Here is a 13403-nt window from a genome sequence, read left to right as displayed (position 1 = left end):
GTATTCAGGTTTCTTTTCACTTATACCTAATATTAATTCGGCCATGCGCCCGCTGTCAATGTCTATTTCGTTCTCCTTCCCCGCAGAGCACCAGATGCCGCCCCCGGTAGGACAGAATGCCGCCGATGACCGTGCTGGCCTGATACCCCAGACTGGCCAGCCGTTTGGCAGCCATCAGACTGGCAGAACCGCGCTCGCAGTACAGCACATAGCGCACGTTTTTCCGCAAGGGAACGCTTTTTTGAAACTGTTCAAAAGGAACACAGACCGCACCCTTTATATGCCCCTGACAGTATTCCTCCCAGTCCCGAAGATCTATGATCATGCAGTCGGGTCTTCCGATATACCCGTCCAGACTTTTTGCCGGAATTGTCTCAAAATTCATCCTGACACCTCACATCTCCTGCTGTTTTCTCACTATCATTATATGATGCCAGGGGCAAAAGGTCTAAGCCCGCATGCGCTTATGTATCATAAAGATGCCGCACAGGAAAAGGGGCAGAGAAACAATGCTCTCTGCCCGCTTTGGCTGCCTAATATCTGTCTTCTTCGCTCTTGTTGCCGTAGGTATCTTCGCCTGCGGACTTGTTGTTTGTCTTGTTCTTCTCGGAATTGCTGTAGTTACCGTAGCTGTTCATGCTGTTGGTATTTTTGTTGGTGCTTTTGTTGGAAGCGTTGCTTCCGGTGTTATTGGAATAGTTGTTCTTTGACATGTCGTCTACCTCCTGTATTTTTGATACAGGTTTAGTATGGCATCTCACCGGAAAAATATACACCCACACCGGGCAATCCTGATTTCCTTATTTTCCCAGTTTTTGTCATAGCTACCTTCGCTGAGAGAAAAAACGCACGACCAGCACAATGAGGATCACCGGCAGTGCCACCGGTGCCAGCAGCGTCACAAGTCCGCCGATGACCGTCCCGATGATGCCTAAGATCAGCAGCACCACCAGCGCGATGAGCAGATACCCGTACCAGGAATTGATCTTGAATTTTCCATAACGCACATCCCAGCCGTTCTCATTCAGTTCCGCATGAAAGCCTTTGGTTCCATTGGCCGCAGAACTGTCGAATGCGGAACCAGCGCTGTCCGCCGCATCCTCCGTCTGCTCTCCATACCAGCCCCGGGCAGATCCCCCCGCACCGGTGCCGCCGGGCTCCTGCACTTCCAGGATCGTCTTTGCCAGAAGTCTGGGATCTCCCAGCTCCTCCGCGATCTCCGCCTCGCTTCTGCCTTTGGCAGACTCGTCCGCAAAATACCCGTTATAATACCGGACGTTATCCGCGATGATATGCTCCGGGGTGCCGCCGCCCCGCAGCGTCCGCTCCAGTGTATCGATAAACTGCTGTCTGTCCATCCTGCCTCCTGTATATTGTATATTTGTATACTGTAACTTCATATCCTGTATAATCGAAAAAACCGGAAGATCTCCAACAATCTCCCGGCTTCTCTGTCTTACGTGCGTTAGAGGATTCGAACCCCCGACCTTTTGGTCCGTAGCCAAACGCTCTATCCAGCTGAGCTAAACGCACACTTCGTTGTTTCCCCAACAACATAAATTATTATATCCTGCCTTTCATTGAATGTCAAGCGTTTTTTCAAAAAGTTCAGCCATACGTTTCGCGGACAGATTTCGGGCTTGCACAAAAATCTGTCTGTGAAAACGGATGGACGGAACGCCATATAATGAACAAAAATGAGCTACGCAGCAGCGGAAAGCGTGGCACACGCGATTTTGCGAATTGTCCATATGGCGATTCTGAACTTTTCACAGAACACCATGCACGGAGAACCCCCGAGTGGGCAGCTCCGGGGGATAAAAAGAGAATACTTATGTAATGTAGGGAATTGTTTTCTTGTTGCTTCGTGGTTATTTTGTGGTTATTTTGTGGTTGTTTTGGGTTTTGGTCCTGTGTTAGTTTGCAGTGCTGCTGCCGGACTCTGTTACCTCAGCCTCGCTGTCCGCGGAAGTATCTGCGGATGCATTGGTCTCTGTGGAAGCTGCACTGTCAGCCTCTGCTGCTGTGTCAGATGCAGCACCGTCAGCGGGAGTCTCTGTGCTCTCGTTAGTGTCTGCACTGTTTTCCGTGCTGCCTGCCTCGGTGGTGGTGTCAGCAGTGGTCTTGTCCTCTGCTGTCGTGTCACTCTTGGTGTCCGTGGTGGTGTCTGCAGAAGTGTCTTCCTTCGTATCAGTGCTCTCCGTCGTCTGCGTCGTGTCCGCACCGGAATCCTTGCTTCCGCATCCATACATGGCAGCCATGGCAAATGTCAGCACGCAGGCTGCAGTCAATATTTTCACTTTCTTCATTTTCATAATTGGTACTCCTCCTTTTCTTGAAGTACCTCCAGTATACCTGGAATTTGTGTCCAATCTGTGTGGAAAGACTTATGAATTTCTGAAAATCCTTAAGGACACATGAACAAAGCCTTAACCCCGTCTTTCGTTTTTCTTATGCCCGCACTGCTTTTTCAAAAAGCAGGAAACCGATGACAAACAGGACAAAGATCACGGAGACACCGATATTCAGACTGCCCGTCAGCTGAGCGCCAAAACCCACCAGGGTAGTTCCCATAAAGGCGGCGCCTTTTCCGAAAATATCGTACAGTCCAAAATATTCCCCCGATTTTTCCGCCGGAATGATTTTTGCAAAATAGGCCCGGGACAGTGCCTGGATACCGCCCTGGAACATGCCCACGCACACCGCCAGGAACCAGAACTCCCAGGATTTGTCCAGCTGGACTGCAAACAGCGCGATGGCACCGTAGGCCACGATGCAGATACGGATCAGCGTGCCGTTTTCATACTTGGGCGCCAGCCAGCCAAACAGCAGGGCGCAGGGAAAGGCCACAATCTGGGTCAGCAGCAGCGCCAGCAGCAGTGTCGTGGAAGTAAATCCCAGGGCACTGCCGAAAGCCGTCGCCATGTCGATGATCGTGTACACGCCATCAATATAGAAGAAAAACGCGATGAGGAACAGGAAAATCTTCCGTTCACCACGGATCTCCTGGAATACCCGGAGCAGCCGCCGGAAGCTCTCTGCCACCGCATGGGGTTTTCTCGGCTCATAGTGGATCTGCTCATAATTTTTCAGCAGCGGCACCGTCGTCAGCAGCCACCAGGCGCCATTGATGAAAAAGGCAATGCCCATGCCCGTCTGCATGGGAAGCCCGGAAAACAGCACCACCGCCAGGCTGGCGATAAAGGGCACGCAGCTGCCGATATAGCCCCAGGCATAGCCCTGGGAGGACACCCGATCCATCCGCTCCGGCGTGGTCACATCCGAAAGCATGGCGTCATAAAAGACCAGGCTGCAGGAATAGCCCACCTTGGCAATGATGAAAATGACGAGAAACGCCACGAATCCCATGGGCACCGAAAGGACGCACAGGCCCCCCACGCCCACCAGCAGGCTGCCCAGAAAAATCGGCTTCTTGAACCCCTTCGTGTCCGCCAGGGTGCCGAACACCGGCCCCAGGAAAGCCACCAGCAGCGTGGCAATGGAGGATGCATAGCCCCAGAAGGCCAGATAATTTACCTCGGAGATGCCCTCCAGCCCCGCCAGATAATTGAAATAAATGGGAATGATCGTTGCCACCAGCAGGGTGAACGCCGAATTGCCCACATCATAAAGGATCCAGTATTTTTCCAGCTTCGTCAGCCTGTCTTTTTCCATCTCCCTGTCTCCTATTCATAATTTCTCGAAAAGCGCTCGTTCAGCGTCTGGGTGCCGTTGCACACGTCCAGATACTCCTCGATCAGCTCCTCGCAGGGCTCCACCGCATTTTTCAGGCGGCGGAACAGCTCCCAGTTGCTGTCCACACAGTGAGGGTTGGGCTCCTCATTGACCATCATGCCGTGCATGGTGTCATAATTGCCGCTGATCTTCAGCGCGGTGTCGATGAGCAGGCGCTTGGGTTTCTTCGGCACAAGCAGCAGCTGATGATACCGCTTCATGGAGCTCACGGCCTTTAAGATCTGCTTCGGTTTCAGATCAAAAAACGGCGCGATGATCTGGGCGCAGTTCTTGTTCACCACCAGATGCAGCGCTGCATTTCTCGTATGGGGATCCAGTCCTTTCTTGCGCATGAGCATGCTGTCAAATTCCGTCTCGATCTCGGAATGGCTGATCTCACTCTCCGCCATTTTCTCCGCAATGTAGCCGTGGCACTCGCTGTCCAGCATGAAATGGCAGATAAATCCGGCGATATACGCCTCCATGGCCATCTTCTCTTCCCCGGATGCAGACATGATCAGCTGCTTTGCCCGCTCAAAAAAGGCGTCCGCATTCTCATTGTGCATCTTCGTTCCCAGCTGGTTCACCTCGTTGGCGTGCAGCGGCTCATAATAAAACAGAATATCGGGCCCGTGCAGGCCGATATGGTAAAGGGGCAGATAATCCTTGATCCGCTCCTGTAAATCTCTCGGAAGTTCCCGTAAAACCTTTTGTCCAAATACATAATGTGCATAAGCAGCCGGCATAATTCCACTCTCCCATCTTTGGTTTCCCCGTATCGTTCAGTCTAATCGACGGATGTTACGATCCTGTCAGGGAAACGTTAAATTTTCATTAACCAATCTCACGAACCACGCGCAGCCGCGCTTCCGTGTCTGCTATCGCAGACGGTTCGTTCGATGTCAGTGCAAGAAAAATAAATGCCGTCTGCGACGTCGCTTATTTTTCTTTAGCACTTAACATTATAACATAAATGCCCCGATAACGGGGCACTTATTTCATCCACTGATCTTACGCATTCTCCAACAGCGGCCCAACAGCCTCCTCCCATGCTTCAATGAGCCGATCCACGGTGAAAATGGCATTGGCCGGGCTGGTGGAGGGCAGCCTTGTGATATCTTTACCGACGCTTTCCTGACAGTATTTCCGGTACAGGCGGCAGGCCGCATCGCCGTTGCCGAAAATGCGGATGTCCGGACAGTCCTTCACCAGGGAAGCGATGTCCGAAGGTACCACATTGCGGATGCTGCTGTCGCTGGAGCCGTGGATGTCGCATTCCTGTACCACATCCCAGATACCGATGTGATGGGACAGAAGCATCCTCTTTTTATCATCAATGGTCACCGGCAGCAGCTCTCCGGTGAGAGCACTGATGACCCGCCAGAACCGGTTCTGGGGATGTCCGTAGTAAAACTGGTTTTCCCGGGATTTCACCGAAGGGAAGGTGCCCAGGATCAGCACCCGGCACCGGTCGTCAAACACCGGCTGGAAAGTATGTTCCACATGAACAAACGCTTTTTCTTTCAGTGCTTTCACAGAACCGCCGGCTTTTCTCGGTTTCTCTGACAGTTTCTCCAGCAGGTCTTCTGCTTTTCTCACATGCCTGCCATCCTTTGTTTTCCCTCTGCCTTCCGTTTCCGGGTCTTTGTTTTCCCGTTTTTCAGACAGCTTCGACAGTTTTTTCCTGGATGGTTCTTCCAGCACCAGATCCTCATCCAGCTTCTCCGCATCCCCCACCAGCGGCAGCCGGTTCACGGAGCCGTCCCTGGCCACCATCAGTACAAAGGCATTGATTTTCGCCTTGTTGTCCTCGTACAGGCCGATGCTCTGGTACAGCTCTTTGTAATATTCCAGCAACAGCAGCCGCACCTGCATGACGTTGGTTTTCAACAGCTGGGAGCCTGCCAGGCTCCCCTTTCGCTTCATATAATAATAGACCGGAGCCTGCAGGGCGCAGAACCGCTCCGCCCGGCGGATGTACGCCAGATTGAAAAGAAAATCCTCGCACCAGTTCAGCTCCGTAGTGCAGCCCAGATGGTACTTTTCCACAAGATCCCTGCGATACAGCTTATTCCACATGACGCCGTAATAAAAATCCGCCGGATCCTCCATCATGTGTTCTGCAAATGCCCGGCGATCCATGACGCCCGTCTCCGGAATGTGCGATTTCAACGCATAGTGATCGCCGTCCACCCGATAAAAATCCCCGATGACCAGATCGGCCCGGGTCATTTCCGCCAGCGTCACCAGCCGCTCGGTGGCATCCGGCGTCAGCCAGTCGTCACTGTCCATAAACTGCAGGTACGTTCCCGTGGCGGCTGCTATGGCCACATTCCGGGAATCGGACACGCCGGTGTTCTCTTTATCTATGATATGGATCCGGTCATCTTTTTTCTCATATTCCTCGCAGATGGCCAGACTGTGATCCCTGCTGCCGTCGTTGACCAGCAGTATCTCCAGCGCCGGATATGTCTGGGCGACCACACTGTCCAGACAGCGTTTCAGATACATTTCAGCATTATAAATCGGTATGATCAGCGAAACCTTTTCCATGTGCTGCTCCCCCATTTTACATATTTTCTGTCAAACAGATTGCAATAAAAATGGTACTATGCCCCGCCGCACCTGTCAAGTTTCTCCACGCTTTCCTCAAACGGGAATCAGCCTTCTCACTCTGTCGCCGCAAATCCGCACGTATAGGCGTTCCACGTCAGCCGCACCGCGCCCTCCCCGGTCTGCCCATAGTAGTATTTCACATCCAGAACGATGCCTTGGTCCGCATCCATCACCCCACGCGCCCGGCCGGAAATGCTGTAATCGGTATCGAACCAGTCTCCGGGGGTGTCAGACACTGCACTCTCCACGTACAGATTCGAATTGCCGTCGGCGATGCTGACATTGCCGGAGCTGTTTTCCTCATAGGGGGACTCGATCTCCTGCCCCCAGCCGTACCACTCATCTTCCGTGAACCCGTACAACTCCATCATTTCCGTAAAATTGTGATAGTTTTCCTTCCACTGCTTCATGACCAGCTTCCGGTTCACTTCCGCATAGGAAATATCCTGCACCTCCATGTGGGACATGCCAAGATAATTGCCCCACAGATAAGCAAACTCTTCATACCCCACCAGCAGAAGGTTCGGCAGGGCATCCGTCTGGTCGGCCAGCATCTGGAGACCAATGATCTTCCCGGACGCATCGTCCATGGTCACCTCATACAGCTCCCCATAGCTTCCCATGATCATATACTGCCACACCACCAGCGACTGGGCCGGATTTTCCGTGTTTGCCGCAGTGTACACGCCCTCTGACAGCACGTTAAACGAGCCGTAAAAATCCCCCATATCCACGCTGGAGCCCTCCAGCATCCCCTGTTCCCACAAAAGCTCCAGTTCCATTTCCAGCTGATCCCGGGCCATGTCCGCATTCCGGCTTGCCCCTGCCCCCGCAGCGTATTCTATATATTCCACCCCCGGCTGCAGCAGAAAAAAGAAATTTCTCCATGGGCTCCTTTTTCTCCATCCGTTCCGTGCGGGACACCGATACCACTTCCGCTTCCTCCACAGCCTCCTGATCCAGCAGACTTCGTTCCTGGATCCGGGAGATAAACGGCGGCAGGCAGGTGCCCACGATGAGTGTGAACGCCAGGATCAGTCCCAGCTGCACATACCGGATTTTGCGCATCTTCATACCGTCGCCTCCTTTTCCCCGGGAATCGTCACCCGCACCATTGTTCCTTCTCCGGGCACGCTGGAAAATTCCATCTTTCCCTTATGCAGCAGCACGATTTCCTGGCAGATGGACAGCCCCAGCCCCGCGCCGCCTTTTTCCCGGGAACGGGATTTGTCTACCATATAAAAGGCCTCGGTGATGCGCCGGATCTCCTCCCGGGGAATGCCCTTGCCCGTATCCCGGACATAAAAAGCATAGCCCTCCTTCTCCGGCTTGCCGATGATCACAATGGTACCGCCGCCGTCAATGGCCTTGCGGGCATTGTCCGCCAGATTGATGAGCACCGTTTTCACCAGATCCCGGTCTCCCACAAACACGCCGTCCTCGTATTTCACCTTCAGACGGATGTCCTCCGCTTTCATCACCGGCCGCAGCATCCCTTCCAGTTCCTTGAGGAACGGCCCTGCCTCCACCGGTCTTCTCGTGATCTCTCCGTTTTTCAGCACCAGGAGATCCAGTAATTTTAAGGAAAGAGACTCCAGTCGTTTGCCCTCCGTGAAAATATAGCTGGCCGCCAGAAAACGATGCTCCTCGTCCAGCTGGCTGGAGCGCAGCATGTCCGCATACCCGATGATGGACGTCAGCGGCGTTTTCAGTTCATGGGCAAAGCTGCCGATGAAATCCTCCTGCCGTCTGGCCGTCATGGTCAGCTCCTCGATATCCTTCTCGATCCGGTCGGCCATGTCGTTGAAATCCTCCGCCAGATGGCCGATCTCGTCCTCCGTGTCAATTTTGGCCCGGCTTTTCAGGTCGCCGCCCGCAATCCGCCTCGTCACCCGGGACAGGCGCAGCACCGGATCGGTGAGCCACAGCGCCATGAAAAAGTTCAGGATGCCGCTGATGCTGCCCACCACCACAATGATTTTCCGAAAGCTGTCAAACTGGGTCTGCCTCTCCTCAAACAGATCCGTCACATCCCGAAAAGTTTCCACATAAATGGGCTCCCCCTCAAACAGCAGCAGGGAAGCCGTCTGTACACAGTAGGTATTGTCCATCCGTCGTACCGCATGGCCGATGCCGCCCTCCTGGATCTTGGAAATGAGAGAGCGTTTGGCGTCGATCCGGTGCCCCAGGCCGCCGGAATTGGAATAAATCGTCCGCTTATCGCTACCGCTGACCCGGTAGCGGATGAGCACACTTTCCATCCGGGTGTCCAGATTTTTCAGGCTGTCCTCAATGAGCAGGGACAGATCAATGCCGTTGTCCTCCGTGCCGGACAGGTTTACAGCCAGCATAAGCTGCAGCATCCTGTTCTCCTCCCGGGAGCTGTCCGTCTCCCGGGACAGCCCTGAGGAAAATGCGGACACCACAAGAAAATATCCCCCTGCCGCCAGAGACAGAAGCACAATGAGAAACGTGCTGACAAATATTTTCCACGAAAATTTCATAGGTTTCCTGCCTCTCTACAGTTCCAGGCGATAGCCCACCTTGTATACCGGTTTGATCTTATCCTCCCAGCCCACCTTCCGGCGCAGCCTGCTGCACGTGCAGATCCACCGTCCGGCTGTCCCCGGTGTATTCGCTCTCCCACACATGCTCGTATATTTTTTCCCGGAAAAGGGCGATGTTGCGGTTCTGGACAAACATGACGAGAAGGTCGAACTCCTTCTTTGTCAGGTTCACAACCTCCCCGTTCTTTTTCACCACCCGGGATACCACGTCGATGACCAGATCCCCGGCCTCCAGCACCTCCTCGGTCTTGTGGTACCGGCGCAGCACGCTTTCCACCCGGGCCAGCAGCTCGATGATCTCAAAGGGCTTGCCCAGATAATCGTCCGCCCCCAGCCGCAGCCCCTTTACCCGGTCGGCCACACTGGTTTTCGCCGTGAGAAAAATCACCGGAATGTCCATGGGCCGGATATAATCCATCAGTTCGTAGCCGGACGCCCCGGGCAGCATAATATCCAGCAGCACCAGATCGTACCGATGCTCCTCCAGAAGATCCGCCGCAGCCATGCCGTCATACACGCAGGTGCACGCATACCCGGCCGATGTCAGTGACATCTCGATCAGCTTGGAAATCGGTTTTTCGTCCTCTACGATCAGTATTTTTGTCATGATGTCCCCTCATCCTCCATTCTTACTTTTTATTGTATCACCATGTTGTATCCAAGTTCCATCACGAATTCTGGCGGGTCCTTTTGATGCGCAAAAAAGTCCCTCCATCCTATTGATTTTTACCCGAAAAATAGTGTATGATTTCTATGCTATACATTTACGAAAGAAAGAGGGATTTTTGTGAGTGCTGATCTTCAAAAACAAATTCTGATCACAAAATCTGCGCTTGCGATGCTTACAGATATACATGATTTCAAAAACCGCGTGTCTTTTCCCCACAGCAACCGGACCGGCCTGGCAGAAGCCCAGCTGTTCGGCCTGCTGGCGGGCCTTGATCCGACGGTTCCTTACTATATAAAAACGTGTACCCCCACCACGACCCAGGAAAACGGAGACTGGAACTGGACGTTCCTTGTGGACTACACGTCCACGGACGCTGCCGAGATCGCGGGCCGCGCCCAGACAGCAGAGCAGTCCGCCGCCTTTCTGGCAAGACAGCTGTTCCATGCCTCCATGCCGGACTATGTGCGGCTCTACCGGGCGTGCGCGTTTCTGGCTGCTTCCGTTCATTATGAAAATGACACTGCAGCCCATCCCAACTGCAACAACGCCTATGGCGCCCTCATCGGCGGCGCAGCCAGCTGCCAGGGCTTTTCCCAGACATTAAAGCTTCTGCTGGATATGGCAGGTGTCCCCTGTCAGATCATCTCCGGCCCGGTGCTGCGGGAAAAGGGTACTCCGGCCAGTGACCGATACTATTATGACGTGCGCACCAAGTCCACCCGCCATTACTGGAATCTGGTGGGCATCGAGACGAGTGCCGGCGTCCGCTGGTTCCATGTGGATGTGTGCTGGGATCAGACAGAAGAAGGCACCATCGGCTTCCAGTATTTTCTGAAGGATGATGCCTTTATGCTCCGTTCCCGGAAATGGAACCGGGAATGCTTCTCCGTGTGCAACGTGCTCCCCGGCAGCAACATCGAGCGGATGCTGCGGGGCTTCTGAATTTCTCAGATTCTCCAGGGATTTTCTTCTCCATGATAGTCGTGGAGACACCCTTTGACCAGATTTTCCATCGTATCCAGCCCGGCCTCTCTCGTATAGTAGGCCATGTGCTGGGTCACGATGACATTGGGCATGTAATCCAGGATCGCCAGCTCATGATTGCTGATGGGCTCATACATGTGATTCGTGTAATAAATGCCCGTCTCATTTTCCATCACATCCAGCGCTGCCCCGGCCAGGTGTCCGGACTCCAGCGCCTCGATAAGCGCTTTCGTGTCAATGAGATTGCCCCGGGCCGTGTTGACCAGATAGGCGCCTTTTTTCATTTTGGCCAGGCGCTCCGCGTTCAGCAGATGGAACGTCTCCGGTGTGGAGGCCATGTGCAGCGTCACCACATCGCTCTCTGCCAGCAGCGTATCCAGATCGGTATACGTCACGATCCCGTCCAGGCTCTCCCGCTTCGTCCGGCTGTACGCCAGCATCCGGCAGCCAAAGCCGTGCAGGTGCTTCGCCGTCATCTCCCCGATGGCGCCGGTGCCGACAACACCCACGGTCATATTCCACAGCTCCTTGCCCGGCAGCTTCGCCTCCCGGAAATCATGGGCCTCATATCTTCGCTCCACAATTTTCATATTGCGCGTCACCATCAGCATGAGCATGATGGCAAAATCCGCCACGCTGGCAGGGGAATAGGTGGTGTGAGCCGCATGCATACCCATGCTCTCGATCAGCGGCACATCCATATATTCGTAGCCGATGGAGCGGGTCGCCACATATTTGACACCGCAATCTCTCCAGATCTCCAGCATTTCCTTCACCGGCGGCATGGCAGAGCTGACCACCACCGCGTAGCATTCCTTCGCCAGAGCCGCATTGTCCACCCGCACCTTCTCATAAATCCGGACAAAAGAAATCTCCGGATATTTTTTCTCGCAGATATCCAGATACTCGTCCTCCGATCTGGCTGCATTAAACATCGCAATCTTGATCATGGTCATTTCCTCTCAAATGTTGATAAATTCAGTATATTTTTCCTGAAAAGGAAAGTCAAGAATGAAATCACGTCTGTCTGTTCACCCGCGCCATTCGCAAAACCGCATCTTCGATGCTCTCCGCTGCTTCGCAGCTCATTTTTGCTCACACCTCTGAATTGACATTTATTCCCTGATGTGATATTCTCAAATTGTGTCTTCGGACGCAACTATTATATTTATTTGTGGAGGTATTCGCATAATGAAAGGTACAGTTAAGTGGTTCAACAACCAGAAGGGTTACGGCTTCATCTGTGATGAGGAAGGAAACGATGTATTCGTTCACTACACCGGTCTGAACATGGAAGGCTTCAAGACTCTGGACGAGGGTCAGGCTGTGGAGTTTGATGTAACCAACGGCGCTAAAGGACCTCAGGCAGTTAATGTAACAAAGTGCTAATCTCGCACGGCAGTCCGTATTTGTACCTTTATTCGTTTTGTGTTTTATAAAATAAAGCCAACAGTTCCCGGTCGGAGGCGGCAACGCTTTCGCGGATCTGTTACAAATATTCAAACTGCACAAAATCCCGCATGGGCTCTTCCAAAGAGTCGATGCGGGATTTTTATGGTTTCCGTTCTCTAATCAATAACGTTGATGCCGTGATTTTTCAGGATCTGCACGGCTTCCTCCAGGTACTCGGTCTGGAATACCATCACCGGCGCCTGATCTTCCCGGATTACAAAGGAATAGATGTAGTTGATGCTGATGTTGCCCTCGGCCAGCACCTCCAGCATCTGGTTCAGTCTGCCGCTCCGGTCTTCGATCTCCACGGCGATGACGTCCTTCGTCTGGACGAAAAAGCCTTTGTCCTTCAACAGCTGCGCGGTCTCCTCCGGCCGGTCTACGATGAGACGCAGGATACCGAACTCCGGCGTATCAAAGGAAGAAATGGCCCGGAGATTGATCCCTTCTGCCACCAGTTCTTTTGTCACCTTCATCAGGCTGCCTGCCACGTTTTCTACAAATACAGAAATCTGTTTTAACATTTTTGGTTCCTTCTTTCTTATTTTTCAAAATGCTGATAGTCTTTGACGCTGTTCCAGTCGCCGCCCCAGGTGAATCCGTGGGCGGTAAACAGCTGATAGCACAGGTCGTCATGGTCGATCTTGTACGGAAAATCTTTGTCACGGTCGGCATAGGCTTCTGCCACCGGCGGGTCGTAAATGATGCCGTTTGCCGTCTTTTTCACATAGGGATTGTACAGCGGATTGATGTCCACTGCCCGGCCCAGACTGTGGTTGGACAGCTTGGTGCTTCCCGCGATCTGGCGGAAATTGAAGCAGGTGGTGTTGTTGGCTTCCATGGACGCCTGATCGCTGGCGTCGTAGTCGTCGATGAGCTGCATCCGCTCGATGGGGTATCCGGCCTCATAGAGCTGCCGGAAAATGTCCAGCAGATCTTCTGCCAGATCGGCTGCTGCCACCATCTGTCCTATATAGGCGCTGCCGTCCGCGCCCACGCAGCTGATCCGCAGATAGCGCAGATCCTCCCGGGGAACGGTGCAGTCTTCTTTGTAAGATTTTCCGGCCATCCGGGCAAAGACTTCGTCGGGGATCTCCTCACTGGTAAATACAGGCGCCATATCGTCCTCCTCCTTTACGGTCAACGGTTCCTGTACTTTCCCGAGGGCATCCGCAGCGCCTGCCGCGAAATTCTTCGTTTTATCGGTCTGCTGGCTGCCATTGGTATCTGAATCAGACAGCGTTCCCTTTTTCGTCGCTACCACTCGACAATGAATCGCGGTTCATTTTCTGAAAATCTGTACTCTCAGAATCACTAGCTGATGTCGATTCTTCCGTCTTCACAGTATCGGCTTCTGCTTTTTCCCTGTCTGCACTTTT

Annotated in this window: 15 protein-coding genes, 1 tRNA gene and 1 pseudogene; 2 read left to right on the top strand and 15 right to left on the bottom strand. The window is 53.2% G+C overall.

Annotation, left to right across the window (positions count from 1 at the left end; genetic code table 11):
- Positions 1-55: 55 nt before the first annotated feature.
- From RJD28_04485 to RJD28_04430, 12 genes and pseudogenes are all read right to left on the bottom strand, one after another.
- Positions 56-385, bottom strand: a complete 330-nt coding sequence (locus RJD28_04485; protein ID WNV58783.1) for a rhodanese-like domain-containing protein — start codon at positions 383-385, stop codon at positions 56-58.
- Positions 386-533: 148 nt separating this feature from the next.
- Entirely contained in the window at positions 534-713 is a 180-nt protein-coding gene (locus RJD28_04480) for a hypothetical protein (GenBank protein WNV58782.1), read from the bottom strand.
- 111 nt (positions 714-824) lie between these two features.
- Positions 825-1358, bottom strand: a complete 534-nt coding sequence (locus RJD28_04475; protein ID WNV58781.1) for a DUF1700 domain-containing protein — start codon at positions 1356-1358, stop codon at positions 825-827.
- A gap of 101 nt (positions 1359-1459) precedes the next feature.
- Positions 1460-1533: transfer RNA gene (locus RJD28_04470), tRNA-Arg, on the bottom strand.
- Positions 1534-1916: 383 nt separating this feature from the next.
- Positions 1917-2315 carry a hypothetical protein gene (locus RJD28_04465; protein ID WNV58780.1) on the bottom strand — a complete coding sequence of 133 codons (399 nt, stop codon included), beginning with the start codon at positions 2313-2315 and terminating at the stop codon, positions 1917-1919.
- Between the two features lie 136 nt (positions 2316-2451).
- Entirely contained in the window at positions 2452-3675 is a 1224-nt protein-coding gene (locus RJD28_04460; GenBank protein WNV58779.1) for an MFS transporter, read from the bottom strand.
- A gap of 11 nt (positions 3676-3686) precedes the next feature.
- Positions 3687-4481, bottom strand: coding sequence for a zinc dependent phospholipase C family protein (locus RJD28_04455; protein WNV58778.1), 795 nt, complete (start codon positions 4479-4481; stop codon positions 3687-3689).
- A gap of 265 nt (positions 4482-4746) precedes the next feature.
- Positions 4747-6288, bottom strand: coding sequence for a DNA-deoxyinosine glycosylase (locus tag RJD28_04450; GenBank protein WNV58777.1), 1542 nt, complete (start codon positions 6286-6288; stop codon positions 4747-4749).
- A gap of 116 nt (positions 6289-6404) precedes the next feature.
- Positions 6405-7154, bottom strand: coding sequence for a hypothetical protein (locus tag RJD28_04445; GenBank protein WNV58776.1), 750 nt, complete (start codon positions 7152-7154; stop codon positions 6405-6407).
- Positions 7054-7425, bottom strand: a complete 372-nt coding sequence (locus tag RJD28_04440) for a hypothetical protein (GenBank protein ID WNV58775.1) — start codon at positions 7423-7425, stop codon at positions 7054-7056. The genes RJD28_04445 and RJD28_04440 overlap by 101 nt, the downstream gene beginning before the upstream one ends.
- Positions 7422-8855, bottom strand: a complete 1434-nt coding sequence (locus tag RJD28_04435) for a HAMP domain-containing sensor histidine kinase (protein WNV58774.1) — start codon at positions 8853-8855, stop codon at positions 7422-7424. Before RJD28_04435 ends, RJD28_04440 begins: the two co-directional genes overlap by 4 nt.
- Positions 8856-8870: 15 nt before the next feature.
- Positions 8871-9525 (bottom strand): annotated as a pseudogene (locus RJD28_04430) (response regulator transcription factor).
- Between the two features lie 180 nt (positions 9526-9705).
- Between RJD28_04430 and RJD28_04425 the strand changes: the two are divergent.
- On the top strand, positions 9706-10530 hold the full coding sequence (locus RJD28_04425; GenBank protein WNV58773.1) for a transglutaminase domain-containing protein: 825 nt from the start codon (positions 9706-9708) through the stop codon (positions 10528-10530).
- Between the two features lie 5 nt (positions 10531-10535).
- On the opposite strand, the gene RJD28_04420 is transcribed toward RJD28_04425, so the two are convergent.
- Complete coding sequence (locus RJD28_04420) at positions 10536-11522, bottom strand: NAD(P)-dependent oxidoreductase (GenBank protein WNV58772.1); 987 nt, start codon at positions 11520-11522, stop codon at positions 10536-10538.
- Between the two features lie 241 nt (positions 11523-11763).
- Here RJD28_04420 and RJD28_04415 point away from each other — a divergent pair, with 241 nt between their 5' ends.
- Positions 11764-11961, top strand: a complete 198-nt coding sequence (locus RJD28_04415) for a cold shock domain-containing protein (protein WNV58771.1) — start codon at positions 11764-11766, stop codon at positions 11959-11961.
- Positions 11962-12140: 179 nt separating this feature from the next.
- Here the strand turns inward: RJD28_04415 and RJD28_04410 are convergent, their stop codons facing one another.
- Together RJD28_04410 and RJD28_04405 are read right to left on the bottom strand one after the other, a co-directional pair.
- Positions 12141-12548 (bottom strand): amino acid-binding protein, encoded by a 408-nt coding sequence (locus RJD28_04410; GenBank protein ID WNV58770.1) that lies wholly within the window; start codon positions 12546-12548, stop codon positions 12141-12143.
- Between the two features lie 17 nt (positions 12549-12565).
- Complete coding sequence (locus tag RJD28_04405; protein WNV58769.1) at positions 12566-13288, bottom strand: M15 family metallopeptidase; 723 nt, start codon at positions 13286-13288, stop codon at positions 12566-12568.
- Between the last annotated feature and the right edge of the window lie 115 nt (positions 13289-13403).

The sequence above is a fragment of the Oscillospiraceae bacterium NTUH-002-81 genome (genome assembly GCA_032620915.1).
Lineage (GTDB): Bacteria > Bacillota > Clostridia > Lachnospirales > Lachnospiraceae > JAGTTR01.
This window is presented reverse-complemented; position numbering and strand designations above follow the sequence as displayed.